We start from the raw sequence: 16,632 nt of genomic DNA, 5'->3' as shown, positions 1-16,632 counted from the left end.
ATCAATCAGAAATCGCGGAGCGCTCACAGCGCGCATATCGGGGTGTATATCCGCGTGATGTCGATTGAATCGCCAACAACGACCGAACCTTGCTGCACCCAACAGTGGGCGGTGAACGGGTTGATCCGCACACCGATCACTAGGGAGGGATTGTGGCCCGCACGCAAGCACCGTCTGATGATCGCAATCGCCCGCGGTAGGCAACGATCATGGCGGCCAAACACAAAATCGCTGACCTCGAAGGCCGCTGACACGGCAAGGTTCGAGGTCGGAATACACGCTGAACGTCGGTGGGCGAACCGCAAGCGCTCTTGCGCTATCAGGCGTCGAACGTCAGCGATGGCTCGGCGTGCCGCGATCCGCTTTGAGCGCAGCCGTTCGAAGAGGGCTGCAGCAATTTCGATTGCTGGTGCATCATGGATGGAAAGCCGACCAAGATCGCCATTCGGCTCGACGACAGAAGCGGGTGTCGTCAGTCCGCCTTTCCTTGCATTTTCGCCTTGAATTATCTCCAGGGATATCAGGTCGGCGATCAAGGCATCTTCGGAGATCTCGCAGCGCTTTCCGTTCGCTAAGATCAGGCGTTGAAATGCTCGATCGACATCCTCAGGAATGCAAAAATACCGGCTCGTATCCTCATCAAGAAAGATGGTCCGACCATCAACCGTGCAAAAGTGCAATCCAGGCTTGATGTGAAGGTCCATCGCTAACTTTCCATACAGAAGGGAACGTCCGCAGCGATCGAGCCAACGGACGTTCCGAGGCATCCTGGTCAGTCGGCGGAGAGACCGCCGAAGATCGGACGAAGCCCGTTCTGGTTGTCGTTGACCGACATGGCGCCGCCCTTGGTCTGCTGCATGACCCCGCCGAGATCGAGGCGCTTCACGTCACGCTTGTCGTTCTTCCGTTGCATGGTTCATTCCTCTTCAATTGCCGCACTGATTTGTGGCCAAAGGAGGATAAATTGATCTCTGAGCGATCTCCCGAAATATACCCCGACAAGATGGCTGGAAATCCACACGATTCCCTTTCCAAAGCACGACAAATTGTCCAAGATGCTGATTACACGAAGATTTTAGACAGGCTGACGGTCTTCCGCTCATCTGAAAGCGGACTTCTGCCGGTCAATTCTCCGCATATGATAAGCCTCAAGCCTGCGCCGCATGCTCTTTTGGAGATCCGTCACCGAAATATTTGTCAAAATTCTGACCTCTTTCGCGGCGTCGCGGAGATCTTGAATTTCGCCGATTCGGACATAATGGAGCCGTTCATTCAGGTTGCTGACAGACAAGACCGCAAACTCATTGCCCGTCGCCGATGCAAGGGAAAGAAATAGCGAACCCACCGCGTGCGAGATTGCTACGGGCGTCCGTTGCAGATTCTGCGGGGTCGCCTCTTCAATTGCTCGTTTCAACGCTGATAGTCTGACTTCGTGAACCAGACCCATGAGAAGGCTCATGTTCCACGCATATAGGTGGGCCAACCTTTCACCACTATACATAGGTAATCGAAGACCACCGTCGGGGTGCGGCTCTATCAATCCCTCGCCCATCAACCGACAGAGGGCTTCCCGCGCAGGCGTTTTGCTTGCGCGATATCGGTCTGCAATCTCTTGCACATCGAGCCGGCGCCCTGGGGAAAATACGCCCGCAGCGTAATCTTCTTTCAATGATCTGTAGAGCATTTCCTGAAGCGGCGGATCCATCGCTGACATCATAATCCAGCACCCGCAGGAATTGCCGCCACCTGCCAGGCCGGGGTGAGGGCGCGCGTGAGATGATCAAGGTTCCGCTGCGCGATCATCTCGATACACATCCGCTCAAGATCGCTGAGGTCGCCCATCGCGAGCTGTCGCGGAAAGCACATCCGTTGGCCCGCAAAAAGCAGCGGTATCAGGATATGACCCGTCGATAGTCCGAGCCTGTAGGCGCAGAGCAGATGGTCGTCGAGCCGCGAGCGGGGATTGCCGGCCTCGATCTCGCGAAGCCAGCGTACACCCATGCCAAGTTCTCTCGCCAGATCGCGTTGCGTCAGGCGAAGTCTCTTCCGTGCCTCTTCAATTTGCCGCCCGGACTGCACTTTGACGTACAGGATTGGACATTCGGCAACGGAAGTCGCTAAATCATGCGACATGTCCGCGTCTCCTTACGGGAGATACCGCCCGCCAAGGCAATTCGTTAAATTGAAAGCTAAGGTGTACTTACCACCACCGTCAAGACACAACCTCGGCCACTTTGTCGCTATTTATCCGGCAAGATCATCAACCTCCCGACTTGCCGGTGTTCGCGCTCCAGACTGCAATGCGCGATCGAAGGCGTTTATCAGGTCTGATTTACCTGCCTTGGGGATCTGCATCAGCGCCAGGAGATAAATTGTACCGAGATTGGGTTGGCGACCCTCGGGCGATGTCTTCTGTACCCGTTCGGTAATGCTTGTGGCGATATCCCAGAGCCGATTGGACGCTCCGACATGGTGCTCTTCGGCGCCACCTAGACAATCAAGCTCCTGGAGCTGCATTTGGTCGACGATTTCGGTGGTTGACAAGGTGCTGAGATGTTCGACCGCAACATGAAGGGTCGTTCCCCACGCAATCAGGGACCGGGTAACGCGAATCAGGTGGCAATGCGAGTCGATAAGAACGTCGAGCCCTGCCGGCGAAAGCCGGAGTTTGAAACTGCGTCTAGCTCGAGCCATCACTCCTTCTCCTGCCTTAGCTGTTGCATTGTCCCGCGCCGGCGAGCCGAACGGGAGCATTTTCACGACGAATGGAAGCAGAAACGGCATTATAGTGCCGCTTCTTTCCAAATTTGATCTTTTCAACGCATCGCGAGATCAACTCCTCACTTTCGTCGTTCCGATGCTTTGTTTCACCGCTTCGGCACTTCAGTGCCCTCCCTATTGCAGCGGCGATACCTGATCGTCATGCCCTGGGACGCACCGGATCGGTGGCCACTGCGGACTCAAGTCCCGGCCATCCACCCGGCCTAACCAAACCCCGAACCCGAGCGCCTCGCGGCGCCACGAGGAGACATGTGCCATGGACTTCCCATGCCCATTACCGGCGCTTGCGGCAGCCCTGCTGCTCTGCGCAAGCGCTGTACCGGCCAGCGCTCAAACCTATCGGCCCGATGCGGAGGCTTACCCTTGCACTCGCGGCCCCCAGCTCGCCGTCGTTCAAAGCGACCTTGGCTTTTCCATCCGCGAAAAGACCGCACGCTCTTTGCCGCCTGTCGCCCCTGCCGCAATCAAGATCGGCAGCGCGCTAACGCTCGACAGCCGACTTTTCGCGTGCACCTCCCTCGTTCGTCCGGAGCCCAACCATGTTCCGCAGCGCTAAGCTGATCTCGGCTGCCCTGCTCTGTGCAACGGCACCCGCCTACGCTCAGGATAGCGGTGCCGAGCCCCTCACGGCCGCGGCCGCAGAAGCTCAGCGTCAATTGCGCCAGACCTTCACCAACCTGACCTTCGAGGACTTTGGTTCGGCGCCTGTCAAAGGCCCAATATATCAGGCCGTTGCGGGTGGACGAGTCATCTATTTCGCGCCGGAGAGCCAGCATCTCCTCTTCGCAGCGATCTACGACAAGAATGGCGTCAATCTGACAGCGTTGGCGCAGGACACCAGCGCCAGGAAGCGCGTCGGCGCCATCAATCCTGCCGATGCGCTGGTCGTGGGCCCCGCAGGCGCCCCTAAGGTGATTGAGTTCACCGATCCCGACTGTCCCTATTGCCAGGCGCTCGAGCGCTTCTGGCTGGCGAAGGAGGCCGAAGGCAAGCCGGTCCAGCGCCTCGTCTATTTCGTGAGCGGCATCCACCCGCAAGCGGCGGCCAAGGCCGAGCACATCCTGTGCTCGCCTGACCCCCAGGCGACCTTCAAGGCGGTCTATGCCGGCGCGCAGCCCGCATCGCTGCTCAAATGCCGGGCAGGTGCCGAGAAGGTTTCACGCGACGCGGACACGGTCCGCAAGATGGGCGTGTCGGGCACGCCGACGCTTTTCGTCGATGGGAAGCTCGTGTCGGGGTTCCAGCAAGCAGAGCTCGAGGCCTTTCTCGACGCCGAGAGCCCCAAACCCAAGCCCAGCCCCTGACGGCGACAGTTGACGATTTTGGCGGACCTCGCGTGCGCGTTCAACGCGCCGCCGGGACCGAGATGCCGGCGGGAGCGCGCCTCCAGGGGCCGTCCAGCACTGCCGCCGGCCGGACACGACCACCGATCGGTACCGGCAAGCATGTCCTGGACGGCCCCACGCACAAGGAGACTGCATATGTTGACTATGCTTCGGGGAAGGACGTTCCGCACGATCGACGCGGCGGTCCTTTTCCTCCTGGCCGCGATCGCTGGTACGAGCGTCGCTTACGCGTTCCAGGCCCCTGCCGCAGGCGACCTCGGTTACGACATCTACGACATCGTCGTGAACCAGGGTGTAAAGGGTCCGCTCGGCTTCGTGGGCGGCGTTGCCGCCTTCCTGTTCGGTGTCTCGCGGCTCTTCTCGAACATCATGATCGGCATCCCGACGATCGTGGCGGCGGTCTGCCTCATCAAGGCGGATTCGATCCTCCAGACCTTCGGCATGTTGATCTGAGACCAGGACCGGGCGCGCCGGGCGGGCCGGCCGCCCTCACGAGACGGAAGGCGATGGTCGCCTTCCGGAACCCACGCCCAGCGGCGTGGTGAAGCAAGGGAGAAGGGCGTGGACGAACGTCTGCCACAGTTCCTGCATCGGCCGCTCCAGATCCTCTGGTTCGACAGTCAGGAGTTCATCGTCGTGATGTCCACGATCTTCGTCGCGGTCATCGTCGGCGGGATCATCGGCTGGGCTCTCATCGGCGCCCTTCTCCTCTTCATCCCCTGGAAGCGGACCAAGCCGCGCGGGTTCATCCCGCACCTGGCCTGGCGCTGGGGCCTCGCCCGCTTCCGCAACTATCCGGGTCCGACCCAGACCCGCTTTTTCGAGTAAGCGAGATGGCTTTTCCCTTCAGGCGCAAGCCCCAGGCCGATATGATCGGCGATACGCGGCCGAGCTGGCACCTGCACCGCTACCTGCAGGGATCGGCCAACCTCTTCGAGGAAAATCGACTTCTCAAGGTCGCGATCGCCGGCCTCTTCGGCATCACCGCGGTCCTGGGCACGGTCATCTACACCTCGAACCAGAACACACGAACCGTGATCGTCCCGTTCGGCGCGGACGGCGACCTCTATGTGACGGGCAACAAGCCCTCCGAGGCCTATCTCCGGGCGATCACCTTCAACATCGTCGGCCTTGCCGGCACCTATTCCGCCTATTCGGCTGACCGGCAGTTCCACGAGCTGCTGCGGATCGCGCATCCCAGCGCCTATAATGGCCTGCGCGACAGCCTGAACCGGCTGCTCGATGAGCTCGGCAACAATCCGACGCTCTCGATCGCAACCTATATCCGGGGCGACCAGCCCGTCACCTGGACGGGCAGCGAGATCCTTGTCCCCGTCGAGAAAGTCCGCGTGATCGGCGGCGTGATCCGCAAGTTCCGGGGCAATCTGCGCATTCGCTACGCGCTCGAGAATGGCCGTTTCTGGCTGACCGCCCTGCAGGAGGAGAATTTCAATGCCGATATCCGGTAATCGGGCGAGGCGTGTCCGCCTTGCCGGGGCACCCGCCTTTTTGATCTTGGCCGCGACAATCCCTGCCGCTTCGCCCGCCCTCGCCCAGTCGATCGCGGCTTTGCCCGACCAGACAAGCCGCATCCGGCTGTCCAACCGTGACGTCAATCATATCGTCTGCGTGGGCGGCGAAATCGAGGACGTCAAATTTTCGGCCGAAAAGGGCCTCGCCGTCGAGCGCGGCGGTTCGGACGCCTGGGTCAAGTTCCTCGTGCTCGAGACCGACGATATGGGGGCCAAGACGCGCACCTATGTGACGACCCCTTCCGAATTCTTCGTCTCGTGCAACGGCGCGATCTACCCGCTCTATGCCGAACCGGCCGATATTCCGGCACAAACGGTGACGCTGGTTCCCGGCGGCGCGCAGCGCGCCCGCGCCAATGACGCGCTCCTGGGACCGCTGGTCGAAGAGGAACGGGCGGTCGGGATTGCGCTGGCGATCCTGCAGGACCGGGTACCGGCCTCCTTCTCCGAAGTGGCGCCCTCGCGCGACCGGCTGATCCTCGCTGATCTTCCGACCGCCTCGCTGTCGGAACGACGCCGCCTCGAGGTTGAGGGTGCGGGCCTGTCGGTCAGCGAATATCTCGTCCGCGCTGTTGCTACCACCACGCTCGATGAGCGCGACTTTCTCGATACCGCGCTCGGAGCCGACATCTTCGCCATCACGATCGATCGCCTCACGCTGGGTCCAGGTGAGACTGCGCGGCTGATCGTCGTTCGCAGGAGCGTTCAGCCATGACGACGCCAGAGGACACTCCGCAGACGTCTCCGGCCGCGACGCCCCGTGCCGGTGGCGACGAAAGCCTCAACGATACGTCGCCCCGCCCCGCGTTGCTCGATCTGAGGGCGCAGTGGTCGAAACTTACCTCGGATCAGAAGCTGCGCACCAAGCAGTTGGGCGTGGTCTCGACGATCGCGCTGCTCGGCCTCGGCCTCTACACCGCCAGCTCTAGCGGAAAGAAGGAAGCGCCCAAGGCGCCCCAGGCCAGCAATCTTGATATGGGCGCAGGGCTTCGCGGCGATAGCCTCGAGGTGAAACTGCGCGGCGACCTCCAGAAGATCCTCGACGGACAGAGCTTGCTCGGCGACCGGGTCACCGCGATCGAGGAGGGCAAGGTCGTTCCCGGTGGCAGCGCTGGCGCTCACACGCCAGCAGCAGGCGATGGCGGTGATCTCCCGCCCGCGATCCCCGGCGAGGCGCCCGCCTATCCGCCCGTACCTCGCGAGGCAAAGGGCGCGGCGGACGAAATTCCAGCACCGCCGACCCCGCCTGCCGCGCCCCCGGCACCGCCTGCTCCGCCTACCGAGCGCCAGATCGGCGCGATCGGCGCGGCGACCGCCGCGCAAGGAGCGGAGGGAGGCGCGAGCGGCGGGGCTGCATCAAAAAAAGGGAAGCGGACGATCTATTTGCCACCTGGTTTCATGAAGGCGCGGCTGCTGACCGGCATCGACGCGCTGGCGAGCCGGGACGCGACCAGTAACCCCGAGCCGATCATCGCCCGGGTCCAGGCGCCCGCCGTGCTTCCGAACGAGGTGAAGGCCAATCTCGCCGGCTGCTTCGTCATCGGCAATGCGACCGGCAGCCTCGCCAAGGAGCGGGTCGAGATCCAGCTGGTTTCGATCTCCTGCGTGGACTTTGAGAGTCATGCAGTCGTCGATCAGGCGATCAAGGGTTTCTTCGTCGATGCCGACGGCAAGAAGGGCCTGTCCGGCAAGGTCGTGACCCGTGCCGGCGCGACGCTCGCCCGCTCGTTCATCGCCGGCACGATCGCCGGCATCTCACAGAGCGTCGAAGGATCGTTCGGCAGCCTGTCGACGTCAGCGCTGGGCAGCGTGCGGAGCCTCGATGCCGGCGACGCCGTGAAGACCGGCATTGCCGGAGGGCTGTCCAAATCGTCGGACAAGCTCACCGACTTCTATCTCGATCTGGCCCGCCAGGCCGGCCCCGTCGTCGAAGTCGGCGCGGCGAAGGACGTCGTGGTCGTCATCCAGGAGGGCCTCGCCCTCGAGATCAAGCCATCGGTCGGGAGCAAATTCTGATGCTCCCCGCGCCCCAGTCCATAGGAGTCTCCGCCATGCATCTGCTGGCCCATCAGTCTCTTCATCGCTCGCTGCTCTCGCTCAGCCTGCTGGTTGCCCTAGGCGGCTGCGCCACGGTCGGCTCGATGATGTCGCCCTATTCGGAGAAGTTCGACTGCAAGAACAGCGATCACGGTCAGTGCATCCATCCTGACCGCGCCTATGCCGACGCTGTGGCCGGCGTCGCGTCGAAGTCCGACCCCAAAGTCACCAACGACCGCGCCATGCTGCGCGGCCAGGATGCGGACCGAGCGGGCATGCGGTCACAGGCCGAGGCTGCCGGCACTGCCTATGGCAGCTACCGCGACAGCGTCTATCGCGAACTCAAGGGTCTGATCGAGGCGCCCGTCACGCCGATGCTGAAGCCGGCGCGCACGGTGCGCACGCTGATCCTGCCCTATGCAGATCGCCAGCGCCCCGACCGTCTCTATATGCCGCGCTATGTCTATTCGGTGACCGACAAGCCTGTCTGGGTGGTAGGCGGCGCCCTCATCGCCTCGCCCGACCGCGCATCCCAGGCGCCGATCCTCGGCCAGGTCCGCGATACCAACGCGCCGGACGGCGAGCCTGCACCGGCTCAGGAGTCCGTCATCGCTCCTTCTGCCCCGGCGCCTGTCTCCCAAACGAACGCCCCGCCCGCACCGGAGCCGAAGCCATGAGCGCGCTTAGCTATAAGCGGTTGCGCAGTGCCGTCCGGCGCGACAGCTTTTCAGATCATCTCCCGCTCGTCGCATGGGATGAGGATACGGAAGCATTCCTGTGCATCGACGACACCTGGGGTCATGCCTGGGAGCTGGTGCCGACCGCCTATATGTTCGCCCATGTCCAGGGCGCGCTGCAGGGCTTGCTCAATATCCATTTCCCCGACGGCACGGTCCTGCAGCTGCACACCTTCGCGGACCCGCTGATCGACGGCGCGCTGGATGCGTTTCTTGACCTCAAGATCCGCGACGATCCGCTCATTCAGGCATCCGCGCGCCATACCCGCGCCTATCTGAGCGAGGGACGTCATGGCCTCAAAGCGCTGCACGGCATCCCGGTCCGCAACTTCCGGACATTGCTGTCGATCAAGACAAGGCGCCCGCTCGGCGAGGATCTGCGCCGACAGGTCGAGGAGCAATTGTCGAAACTCGGCATCCGCAGATTGCCGCCCGAGGACATGGTCGCCTTCTATCGTCGAGTCTTCAACGGCGTCGCGAACCCGGCGCCAGGCGTGTTTGCCGATGGCACCACCGTCGGCGCGCCGCCGATCGCGAAACAGATCATCGATGCGGGACCCGATCTCGTGTTCGAGGGCGCGGAGGTGTTCCTCGGCAATCAGGTCGCGCGCTGCCTGACCCCCAAGGCGCCGGCGCGGCGGATCACCGCCGAACGGGCCAACCGCTTCATGGGCGGGATGCGCGGGGCGTCCGAGGACAGTGACCAGATCGGCGGACCGTTTCTCTACACGCTCAACATCCTGTTCGATCATTCGCAGTTCGAGATTCATAAGCGCGCGCAAATTCTGTCGGCGCAGAAGGCAGCCGGAAGCTTCGCGGTCGAGGTCGGCAAGCAGATCGAGGAGATCGGCTGGATCCTTGACGAGGCGGGCAACAGCAAGTTCGTCCGCGTCATTCCCACGATTTGGGTGTTCGGCAGGGACCGCGCCCATGCCCGCGATCTCGCCGCGCGCGCCAAGCGGCTGTGGGAGGGCGAACCCTTGCCCTTCTCGATGCAGGAGGAGAGCTATCTCAACCCGACGCTACTGGTGATGAGCCTGCCTTTCGGGCTTTACCCTGACCGAACGACGCTACGCCTGCTCGAGCGTGACTTTCGTATGCCGGTCAAGGCTGCGGTGCTGATGGCGCCGATCCAGACGGATTTCCGCGGCGGCGGGCGACCGGCCCTGCTCTACACAGGGCGCAAGGGCCAGCTCGTCACGCTCGACCTCTTCGATCCGCGCATCAACAATTATAACTTCATCGTCTCGGCCGAGAGTGGGGCCGGCAAGAGCTTCCTGCTCAACAATCTGTGCCAGCAATATTTCGCCTGCGGCGCGCTGATCCGCATCATCGATATCGGCGGCAGCTACCGCAAGCTCTGTACCCTCTGTTCGGGCCGGTACATCGACATTGGCGAAGAGCATCTCGTCCTCAACCCCTTCGATATGGGATTGGCGCTCGACGGCGACGACAAGCAGTCGGCCATCACCATGGCTGTGGCGATCGTCGCCGAGATGGCGAATGCGGCCACCCGCAAGGGCGTCACGACATCGGAATGGAATCTGCTGAAGTCGGCCGTCCAGTGGACGATCGACACGGGTCGCGCCGACCATGGCATCGACGCGGTGCGCGAGTGGCTCGGTACTTATCCCTCGCAAGTGGAGACCGCGCTCGACAGCGTCGATCACCTCGTCCCCGTCGCGCGTGAGCTCGCCTTCAACTTGCGCGATTTCGGGTCGGGCGGCGCCTATGGCCATTATTTCAACGGCCCCTCGACGCTCGACATCCGCAACGATGAATTCGTCGTGCTGGAACTCGAGCGCCTGAAGTCGATGCCCGACTTGTTCAACGTCATCGTCATGGTGGTGGTGAACGCGGTCACGCAGGAACTCTATCTCTCCGCCCGCGACCGTCCGCGATTTGTGCTGTGCGACGAGGCCGCGCAATTCATGACGCGCACCGACGGGCAGGATCTCTCGCGCCTCGCCGAGGCGTTCGGCCAGGGCTATCGCCGCGCGCGCAAATATCGGGGCTCGTTCGGTATCGTGCTCCAGTCGATGAACGACCTCACGCTGTTTGGCGGAACGGGCCAGGTCATCCTCGAAAATGCCGCGACCCGCTTCCTGTTGCAGGGCTCGACCTACGACCGGGCCGTCGACAACAAGATCCTCGATTATTCGGGCTTCGTCCTCGACCTTTTAAAGTCGGTTCGCAACTCGAAGCCCAATTATTCCGAGGTGTTCATCGACTCGCCGCTCGGGCTCGGCATCGCCCGGCTCGTGGTCGATCCCTTCTCCTACTGGATCAACACGAGCGCGCCCGACGAAGTGGCGGCGTTCGAGGCGTTGATGCGCCAGGGGCTGTCGCCACTCGAGGCGGTCTGCCGCCTGGCCGGCGTCGATCCATCCGAAATCCTGGGCGCGCCGACCGTGCCCGGCCTGGTGGAGGGCTGACCGTCATGGCCCGCTATACCCCGCACCCCGACCAGCTGCCGCTCAACTGGTCCGACAATGAGGCCATCGAGCTGATCGTCGAGCAGCGGCTCGCCGAGCGGTTCGAGGCGGAGTCCTTTCAGTGGCGCTTCCGGCTCGTGATGATCGAGACCGTGATGATGGGCCTGCTGGTGCTGGTGGCCGGGCTCCTTCTCAAGCAACCGACCATGATGGTGCTTCGCGCCTCGCTGCTCGTCGCGGCGTCCTGCATGGCGACGGGCCTGCTGTTGCTCAGTCTGTCGGCCGGCACCGCTAAGCTGATGAGCCGCCTTCGCCGGAGACGCGGCAAATGAATAGGCTTACCTCTTCCACGCCCTCGCAGGCGGCGATCCGTCTAACGGTCAGCGGCTTCCTGCTGATGCAGATCCAGAGCGCGCTGCTGCTGATGTCGCCATCGCTCGACCGTGAGTCCGGCATGCTGATCTGGATCCTCACGCCAATTGCCGTCTCAGCCTTCGTCGCCGCCCTGATCGGCATCCCCGAGCCGCCTGAAGGACATTGGAGACAGCGTCATGGCCGATAACCTGCTCCGCCGGCTTCGCCCTGGCCCGATCCTTGTTGCCTTTCTCGCCTGCAACGCCCTGGCCGCAGCCAGTGCGCTGGCGCTCACCGGGCCGGTGGCGGGCGGCACACGCAGCACCATCGGGCGCACCTGGCCAATCGCGGAGCCGGATGCGCTTGCCGAGATCGAGGGCAAGGTCGCGACGCTGCCGGGCGATATGAGCACAGCCTTTGGCCCGCGTGACAAGTGGACCGCGCTTAAGGCTGCTCCGCTGGGAGTAGCGGGCGCCGATCGGGTGCGCAGCGTCGTGCCCTTCTACACTCTCGAATTCGATATCACGCTGCCGGACGGGAAGACGCTCTACCCCAAGGGCTTTACCTTCAATCCGCTGACCTATGTGACGCTGCCACAGCGCCTCGTCGTCGTGCACCCCCGCGACCTGGGCTGGGCGCTGCGCAATGCCCGGGCCAGCGATTTCATCCTGCTCTCGGCGCTTGGGTCACAGAATGGCGACGCGATCGACCTCTCTGAAAAGACCGGGCGTCCGATCTACATCCTGGAGGAACGGGTCAAGCAGAGGTTCGGACTGACGGTGGCGCCGGTCATCGTCGAGCAGTCGGGCACGCGGCTCATGCTCACCGAATATGGTCCGAAGAGCCGGGTGACCGTGGTCGCGGCGAAAGGAGCGACGCGATGATTGGGCGCCTCCCCATCTTCGTCACTGGCCTCCTCATCGGGCTTGCGATGACGCTGGCCTGGCCGAGCCCGGCGCGCGCCTCCAAATGCGAGGCGGGCACCGTCTTCAACCCCATCACCAAGGTGCGCTGGACCTGCATCTTTCCGATCACGGTCGGAGGCATTCGGGTCGGAAGCTTCGACAAGCTCGACAAGGCGCTCGACGCGCAGTCCGCGTCCAAGCCGCTCTGTGCCTGCCGCAAGGGCATCCAGTTCTGGTTCGGCGTCAAGGTCTCCTACTGGTCGCCGAACCGGATGGTCGATGTCGTGACCGAACCCGGCTGCATGATGGCTCTGGGCGCCGATCTCCTGCCGACCGGCGGCAAGCTCCAGGGCAGCCAGTCGTCGATCTCGGACGGCACCAACACCCGCAAGATGTTCGCGCAAATGCATTATTACATCTCGCCGGTCTGGGCGATGCTTGACATGTTCACAGACCTGCCCTGCCTCGAGAATGACGGCTTCGACGTGGCCATGATGACCGAGGTGCTGCCCACCTGGCAGTCGGGGACGCTGGGCGCGATCATCCAGCCCGAGGGCATCCTGTTCGGCAATCCCGCCGCCGGGCTTGCCTGCATGGGCGACAGCGCGGCGGCGGCGGCCGGGAAGGTCATCGACCCGCTGTTTTGGTGCATGGGGAGCTGGGGCGCGACCTATCCGATCGCCGGCGACATCCATTTCGACGACAGCGTCGAGGCATGGGCGGGGCTTGCCGCGCGCGGTGTGTTCATGATGGGCCGTCTCGGCGCGCTCACGATCAGTTCGGCCGATGGCTGCTCGTTCGTGCCGCAGCCAGTGTGGACCAAGAGCCGCTACAAGCTCCAGATCATGGAGCCCGTGAAGGGCGGCAAGTGCGTCAATATCGGCCGTCCGGGATCGCTCTGGTCCTCGGCCAAGCATGCGCCTGGCAAGGACAATGCCCAGTTCATGCTCTTCGAAAAGGTGATCTGCTGCGCCGGGATACCGGTGCCATGAGCCGATCATTTTCCCCCGTTCCCGCACGCGCCAGCCATCCATTCCGGAGGTCTGTTCGCCAAGGCCCCTACGGCCGAGGGCTGCCGTGCGGGACAGGAGCGGCGCCGCCAAGCCCCCCTGGCGGCGTCGCTCCACCCCCGGCCAGCGCGGCCGCAATGTCCCGTCGGCAGAAAAGGCGTATCCTCTCCGCCTGCTCCGTCGTCGCGGTCGCGCTGGCCATTCCCTTCGCCACATCCGCCTCGGCACAAACGATGGAAGACCGTGCGCGCACCGCAGCGCAAGCGTCGCGTACAAAGACCAGCGACAGCGAGGCGCTCCAGCAGAATTATGTGACGCCGGGGCTTGCGGGTCAGTCGATCTCCACGGTCGACAACAGCCGCACCTTCGCGCCCAACATCGCCTGCCAGAAAACCGCGACGATGCTGGAGGTGCTGGTCCAACCCTCGGGGACCGGCGACCTGGGCTCGGTCACGATCGCGCGCGACACCGATCTCGACGGTACGGTCGACAGCACGTCAAAGCTTCCCGTCCCCGTGTCGGGCATCTGCGCCAATGGTGTGGTCTCCTGCCAGCCGGGCAGCTGGAACGGGTGCAGCTTCTTCCGCTGGGACGTGGACGCAGCCAACGCGCTCAAGCTGACGGCGGTCGATATGCCCAAGCTCGCCGGCTGCTACTGCATCAACAATAGCTGCGGCGCCAATCTTGCCTGGGGCAATATGCCCTCGGTCCTGCGCGATCTGGGCGGCGGGATGATCGGCGCACTCACGACCGCTGACCCACGCTATGGCGTCGCCGAAGCCGTGATCGATGGTCCGGCGATCCGATATGTGGGCGCGCAATCGACCGCATGCTCGTCCAACCCCGCTTTGCCCCAGACCGCCTACCGGTCCAATCCCGCGACCATCGCCTCCGACGCTTATGCCGCCTCGACCGGCAATAGCGTGTTCCAGGCGCTCAAGGGTTCGGCGATCGGCACCGGCACATCCCTGCAATATCGGCATTGCACGATCGAGCGGCGGGCGACCGTGCTCAAGCCCGGCGCGGAGGACATTATCAGCCGGACCGCCGGCGGCTATTCGACGATCCAGAACGGATCGTCCTTCGATTTCCTGATGGGGTCCCCGGCGGACAACAGTCTGGCTGGCGGGAGCTGCACGCTCATCGATTTCCGGATGACACTGCATGTGAGCGAGCCGGACCGGATCGTCGATGCACGCCTCACACAGTTCTTCGCCGATGACTGGGCGCAGGTACGCATCGACGGGCAGCTTGTCGGTTCGGGCCCTTCCGCCTGGACCACCCTTGGCCTCCCGCCCTCCAAATGCGAGCTCAAGAAGACCTTCTATGCCTATCCCAATCTCGACCTGAAGCCCTGGCTCACCGCCGGCGATCACGAGATCTGGTTGCGCGTCGCGGTCGCGGAAGGCGGCGAGGGTTTCGCGCAGGTCCATGTCGATGTCGACAATAGCTGCAAGACGCTGGAGCAGCTGGTCGACGGATGCGGGACGATCGCCGCCGATCCGCAATGCAAACTCGACAGCGAATTGGTCGATGGCGTCCAGACCTGGATCAACGGCGTCGCGACGGGCCTGAAGCCCCTGCCCCAGACCCGTATCCTGGGCGGCCCCGCCTGCCCGACCGATCTCACCCGCGACTTCTTTCTGAAAGACCGCACCTATCGCTGTTCGGTCGATGACATCGCCAAACCCGATACGAGCCGCGGCACCTATATCATCGACCATTCGACCGAGACGATGCTCGCCGACCGCGCCCGGCAGAGCGATGGCAGTTTCGCGACCTCGACCCGCGCCTTCAGCCTGCCAGACAGGGGTTCCGTTCCGGCCTGCGAGGCCGTCTGCAAGACGCGCGCGCCCAAAGCAAACAACGCGGCTGCGCCGGATGGAGTCGTCGGCGCCAAACAGAATGTGCCAACCGGCTACGACACCTTCTTCCACGCCTGCACGTCCGACAATCAGTGCCCCGCAGGTCCGGGTGAGGAAGTGGTCTCCGCCTGTGGATGCCTTGACGACTTTCCCGAGGCGGTCGTGATGATGCAGACCGTCCGCCTCGCCGGCGCCGACCTCGTCTGCACGGGGAGCGTGCAATGATCGGCCTGCCCAGCAAGAGAAGCCGGCCCCTCGATCCGCGCGGAGCTGCGCTCGCGATAGCGCTTTGCCTGGGCGCGAGCATCGCCTTCCCGAGCGCCGCCAGTGCGCAGCAGATCTGCGCCGCCGATCTCAACAATAATGGCGATGCTGCCGACGAAGGCGAGCAGGCTAGCTGCCTCGCCACGACAAGCGGCGCGTGGCTCTGCCCGATCCAGCAGGTCGACTGCGTGGCCGACGCCGCCGGACAATATAGCTGCCCGGCCGGACCGCAATTTGCCTGCATGGTGAAAAGCACAGGCGGCCCGCCGGCTTGCTCGCCCAATCAGTGCGCGGACCTCGCGACCAACCCGATCGTCAACGAACCGCCGATGGACGATCCGGGCAGCCAGCCCAATGGGGGCATCGATGCCGACGGCAATTGTATGGGCCAGATCGAGATTTTCTCCGGGCGTGGCGTGCGCTGCCGCCCGGCCGGGCTTTCGACCACCTTTTCCAATTGCTGCAAGGACAAGGGCAAGATCGTCAAGGACGGCATGGGCTCGTCGATTGGTTCGATCGGCACCAAGATCGCCGTCGCCAAAGGCGTGTTCACGGGCATGAAGGCGGCCTATGTCGCCTTCAAGGCGGGCGCGACCGCGAGCCAGGCGGCCAGCGCCGGTGCGAACGCGCTGATCGTTGGGCTCGACCCAACCTCGCTCGCGGTCAGCCTCGCGATCAATTTCATGATCGAGTTCCTTTTCTCCGGCTGTGATCAGCAGGATATGGAAACCGCCATGCTGCGGTCGTCGGGCATGTGTCACGAAATCGGTAGCTACTGTACGTCCAGCTTCCTGGGGATCTGCCTCCAGAAGGCGCGCGGCCATTGCTGCTTCAACACAAAGCTCGGCCGCATCATCCAGGAACAGGGCCGTCCCCAGCTTAAGGCCTTCAACGGCAATCTTTGGGGCACGGCCAAGAAGCCGATGTGCCGTGGGTTCACGCCTGAGGAGTTCCAGGCGCTAGATTTCAGCAAGATCGATCTCTCCGAATATTATGCGGACATCGAGGCCCGCGCCCAATCCGACATCCAGATAGACATGGGGGAGCGCGTCAATGCGTATCTCAAAGCCATCAATCCGTAACGCCGCTCTCCTCGTGGCTGCAGGCGCCGCAACCGCCGCGCTGGCACAGGATGCCACGCCCGTTGCCCCTCGCGGCGATGCCAGGGGATCCACCGCCGAGCAGGGCCAAAAAGCCATGGATCGGCTCGAGGGCATCGTCACGCGAGAGAAGGAGGCTGCGGGACACACGCCTGACCCGAGGCTGCCGCCGACTGACGATCCGGCTGTCCGTCGGCGCGCATTCGAAGGCCTGCGAGGCCGGACGCCTATGCCGGAGATGGAAGCACGCGCTCGCGCCGCCCAGG

19 protein-coding genes and 1 pseudogene are annotated in these 16,632 nt (G+C 63.5%); 15 read left to right on the top strand and 5 right to left on the bottom strand.

Annotation, left to right across the window (positions count from 1 at the left end):
* Positions 1-23: 23 nt before the first annotated feature.
* The 5 genes from BHQ40_RS17630 to BHQ40_RS17615 all read right to left on the bottom strand — a co-directional run bounded on the left by BHQ40_RS17630 (position 24) and on the right by BHQ40_RS17615 (position 2,784).
* Complete coding sequence (locus BHQ40_RS17630; protein ID WP_070157101.1) at positions 24-704, bottom strand: lasso peptide biosynthesis B2 protein; 681 nt, start codon at positions 702-704, stop codon at positions 24-26.
* A 68-nt stretch (positions 705-772) separates the two neighbouring features.
* Positions 773-913, bottom strand: coding sequence for a hypothetical protein (locus BHQ40_RS26270; protein ID WP_171905893.1), 141 nt, complete (start codon positions 911-913; stop codon positions 773-775).
* Positions 914-1,099: 186 nt separating this feature from the next.
* Positions 1,100-1,717: a GntR family transcriptional regulator gene (locus BHQ40_RS17625; RefSeq protein WP_070157100.1), complete on the bottom strand. Its 618-nt coding sequence runs from the start codon at positions 1,715-1,717 to the stop codon at positions 1,100-1,102.
* Complete coding sequence (locus BHQ40_RS17620) at positions 1,714-2,133, bottom strand: helix-turn-helix domain-containing protein (protein WP_070157099.1); 420 nt, start codon at positions 2,131-2,133, stop codon at positions 1,714-1,716. Before BHQ40_RS17620 ends, BHQ40_RS17625 begins: the two co-directional genes overlap by 4 nt.
* Before the next feature lie 111 nt (positions 2,134-2,244).
* Positions 2,245-2,784: a hypothetical protein gene (locus BHQ40_RS17615; protein WP_070157098.1), complete on the bottom strand. Its 540-nt coding sequence runs from the start codon at positions 2,782-2,784 to the stop codon at positions 2,245-2,247.
* Positions 2,785-3,320: 536 nt separating this feature from the next.
* Here BHQ40_RS17615 and BHQ40_RS17610 point away from each other — a divergent pair.
* The 15 genes and pseudogenes from BHQ40_RS17610 to BHQ40_RS26550 form a co-directional block, all read left to right on the top strand.
* Complete coding sequence (locus BHQ40_RS17610; RefSeq protein WP_070157097.1) at positions 3,321-4,085, top strand: DsbC family protein; 765 nt, start codon at positions 3,321-3,323, stop codon at positions 4,083-4,085.
* 177 nt (positions 4,086-4,262) lie between these two features.
* The gene (locus tag BHQ40_RS17605; protein ID WP_070157096.1) at positions 4,263-4,580 is read left to right on the top strand and encodes a hypothetical protein; all 318 of its coding nucleotides are present in this window, start codon (positions 4,263-4,265) and stop codon (positions 4,578-4,580) included.
* Positions 4,581-4,688: 108 nt separating this feature from the next.
* Positions 4,689-4,955, top strand: coding sequence for a type IV conjugative transfer system protein TraL (locus BHQ40_RS17600; RefSeq protein WP_070157095.1), 267 nt, complete (start codon positions 4,689-4,691; stop codon positions 4,953-4,955).
* A 5-nt stretch (positions 4,956-4,960) separates the two neighbouring features.
* Entirely contained in the window at positions 4,961-5,596 is a 636-nt protein-coding gene (locus BHQ40_RS17595) for a TraE/TraK family type IV conjugative transfer system protein (protein WP_070157094.1), read from the top strand.
* Positions 5,580-6,374 carry a type-F conjugative transfer system secretin TraK gene (locus BHQ40_RS17590; RefSeq protein WP_070157093.1) on the top strand — a complete coding sequence of 265 codons (795 nt, stop codon included), beginning with the start codon at positions 5,580-5,582 and terminating at the stop codon, positions 6,372-6,374. Before BHQ40_RS17595 ends, BHQ40_RS17590 begins: the two co-directional genes overlap by 17 nt.
* Positions 6,371-7,675 (top strand): TraB/VirB10 family protein, encoded by a 1,305-nt coding sequence (locus BHQ40_RS17585; protein WP_070157092.1) that lies wholly within the window; start codon positions 6,371-6,373, stop codon positions 7,673-7,675. Before BHQ40_RS17590 ends, BHQ40_RS17585 begins: the two co-directional genes overlap by 4 nt.
* Before the next feature lie 35 nt (positions 7,676-7,710).
* Positions 7,711-8,373: a TraV family lipoprotein gene (locus BHQ40_RS17580; protein WP_070157091.1), complete on the top strand. Its 663-nt coding sequence runs from the start codon at positions 7,711-7,713 to the stop codon at positions 8,371-8,373.
* Entirely contained in the window at positions 8,370-10,868 is a 2,499-nt protein-coding gene (locus BHQ40_RS17575; protein ID WP_070157090.1) for a TraC family protein, read from the top strand. The genes BHQ40_RS17580 and BHQ40_RS17575 overlap by 4 nt, the downstream gene beginning before the upstream one ends.
* A 5-nt stretch (positions 10,869-10,873) precedes the next feature.
* Entirely contained in the window at positions 10,874-11,200 is a 327-nt protein-coding gene (locus BHQ40_RS17570; protein ID WP_070157089.1) for a hypothetical protein, read from the top strand.
* Complete coding sequence (locus BHQ40_RS17565) at positions 11,197-11,430, top strand: hypothetical protein (RefSeq protein WP_070157088.1); 234 nt, start codon at positions 11,197-11,199, stop codon at positions 11,428-11,430. The genes BHQ40_RS17570 and BHQ40_RS17565 overlap by 4 nt, the downstream gene beginning before the upstream one ends.
* On the top strand, positions 11,420-12,106 hold the full coding sequence (locus BHQ40_RS17560) for a conjugal transfer protein TraW (protein WP_070157087.1): 687 nt from the start codon (positions 11,420-11,422) through the stop codon (positions 12,104-12,106). Before BHQ40_RS17565 ends, BHQ40_RS17560 begins: the two co-directional genes overlap by 11 nt.
* Entirely contained in the window at positions 12,103-13,119 is a 1,017-nt protein-coding gene (locus BHQ40_RS17555) for a TraU family protein (RefSeq protein WP_070157086.1), read from the top strand. The genes BHQ40_RS17560 and BHQ40_RS17555 overlap by 4 nt, the downstream gene beginning before the upstream one ends.
* A 251-nt stretch (positions 13,120-13,370) precedes the next feature.
* A complete protein-coding gene (locus tag BHQ40_RS17550; protein WP_070157085.1) occupies positions 13,371-15,227 on the top strand; it encodes a hypothetical protein in 1,857 nt (618 codons plus the stop codon).
* On the top strand, positions 15,224-16,348 hold the full coding sequence (gene traN, locus BHQ40_RS17545; RefSeq protein WP_070157084.1) for a conjugal transfer protein TraN: 1,125 nt from the start codon (positions 15,224-15,226) through the stop codon (positions 16,346-16,348). The genes BHQ40_RS17550 and traN overlap by 4 nt, the downstream gene beginning before the upstream one ends.
* A pseudogene (locus tag BHQ40_RS26550) lies at positions 16,320-16,632 on the top strand (conjugal transfer protein TrbC); the annotation flags it as partial. The gene traN and the pseudogene BHQ40_RS26550, both read left to right, overlap by 29 nt.

The organism is Sphingobium phenoxybenzoativorans, assembly GCF_001757355.1.
In the GTDB taxonomy this organism is placed as follows: domain Bacteria; phylum Pseudomonadota; class Alphaproteobacteria; order Sphingomonadales; family Sphingomonadaceae; genus Sphingobium; species Sphingobium phenoxybenzoativorans.
Note: the sequence above shows the minus strand (reverse complement) of the source record. Positions and strands in the feature narration are given on the sequence as shown.

What these genes read in the sequence shown, in the direction of transcription:
- BHQ40_RS26270 (WP_171905893.1), bottom strand. Translation starts at nt 913, where the DNA reads ATGCAACGGAAGAACGACAAGCGTGACGTGAAGCGCCTCGATCTCGGC.
- BHQ40_RS17560 (WP_070157087.1), top strand. Translation starts at nt 11,420, where the DNA reads ATGGCCGATAACCTGCTCCGCCGGCTTCGCCCTGGCCCGATCCTTGTT.
- BHQ40_RS17550 (WP_070157085.1), top strand. Translation starts at nt 13,371, where the DNA reads ATGGAAGACCGTGCGCGCACCGCAGCGCAAGCGTCGCGTACAAAGACC.
- BHQ40_RS17580 (WP_070157091.1), top strand. Translation starts at nt 7,711, where the DNA reads ATGCATCTGCTGGCCCATCAGTCTCTTCATCGCTCGCTGCTCTCGCTC.
- BHQ40_RS17590 (WP_070157093.1), top strand. Translation starts at nt 5,580, where the DNA reads ATGCCGATATCCGGTAATCGGGCGAGGCGTGTCCGCCTTGCCGGGGCA.
- BHQ40_RS17575 (WP_070157090.1), top strand. Translation starts at nt 8,370, where the DNA reads ATGAGCGCGCTTAGCTATAAGCGGTTGCGCAGTGCCGTCCGGCGCGAC.
- BHQ40_RS17625 (WP_070157100.1), bottom strand. Translation starts at nt 1,717, where the DNA reads ATGATGTCAGCGATGGATCCGCCGCTTCAGGAAATGCTCTACAGATCA.
- BHQ40_RS17610 (WP_070157097.1), top strand. Translation starts at nt 3,321, where the DNA reads ATGTTCCGCAGCGCTAAGCTGATCTCGGCTGCCCTGCTCTGTGCAACG.
- BHQ40_RS17555 (WP_070157086.1), top strand. Translation starts at nt 12,103, where the DNA reads ATGATTGGGCGCCTCCCCATCTTCGTCACTGGCCTCCTCATCGGGCTT.
- BHQ40_RS17565 (WP_070157088.1), top strand. Translation starts at nt 11,197, where the DNA reads ATGAATAGGCTTACCTCTTCCACGCCCTCGCAGGCGGCGATCCGTCTA.
- BHQ40_RS17630 (WP_070157101.1), bottom strand. Translation starts at nt 704, where the DNA reads ATGGACCTTCACATCAAGCCTGGATTGCACTTTTGCACGGTTGATGGT.
- traN (WP_070157084.1), top strand. Translation starts at nt 15,224, where the DNA reads ATGATCGGCCTGCCCAGCAAGAGAAGCCGGCCCCTCGATCCGCGCGGA.
- BHQ40_RS17615 (WP_070157098.1), bottom strand. Translation starts at nt 2,784, where the DNA reads ATGCCGTTTCTGCTTCCATTCGTCGTGAAAATGCTCCCGTTCGGCTCG.
- BHQ40_RS17585 (WP_070157092.1), top strand. Translation starts at nt 6,371, where the DNA reads ATGACGACGCCAGAGGACACTCCGCAGACGTCTCCGGCCGCGACGCCC.
- BHQ40_RS17570 (WP_070157089.1), top strand. Translation starts at nt 10,874, where the DNA reads ATGGCCCGCTATACCCCGCACCCCGACCAGCTGCCGCTCAACTGGTCC.
- BHQ40_RS17595 (WP_070157094.1), top strand. Translation starts at nt 4,961, where the DNA reads ATGGCTTTTCCCTTCAGGCGCAAGCCCCAGGCCGATATGATCGGCGAT.
- BHQ40_RS17620 (WP_070157099.1), bottom strand. Translation starts at nt 2,133, where the DNA reads ATGTCGCATGATTTAGCGACTTCCGTTGCCGAATGTCCAATCCTGTAC.
- BHQ40_RS17605 (WP_070157096.1), top strand. Translation starts at nt 4,263, where the DNA reads ATGTTGACTATGCTTCGGGGAAGGACGTTCCGCACGATCGACGCGGCG.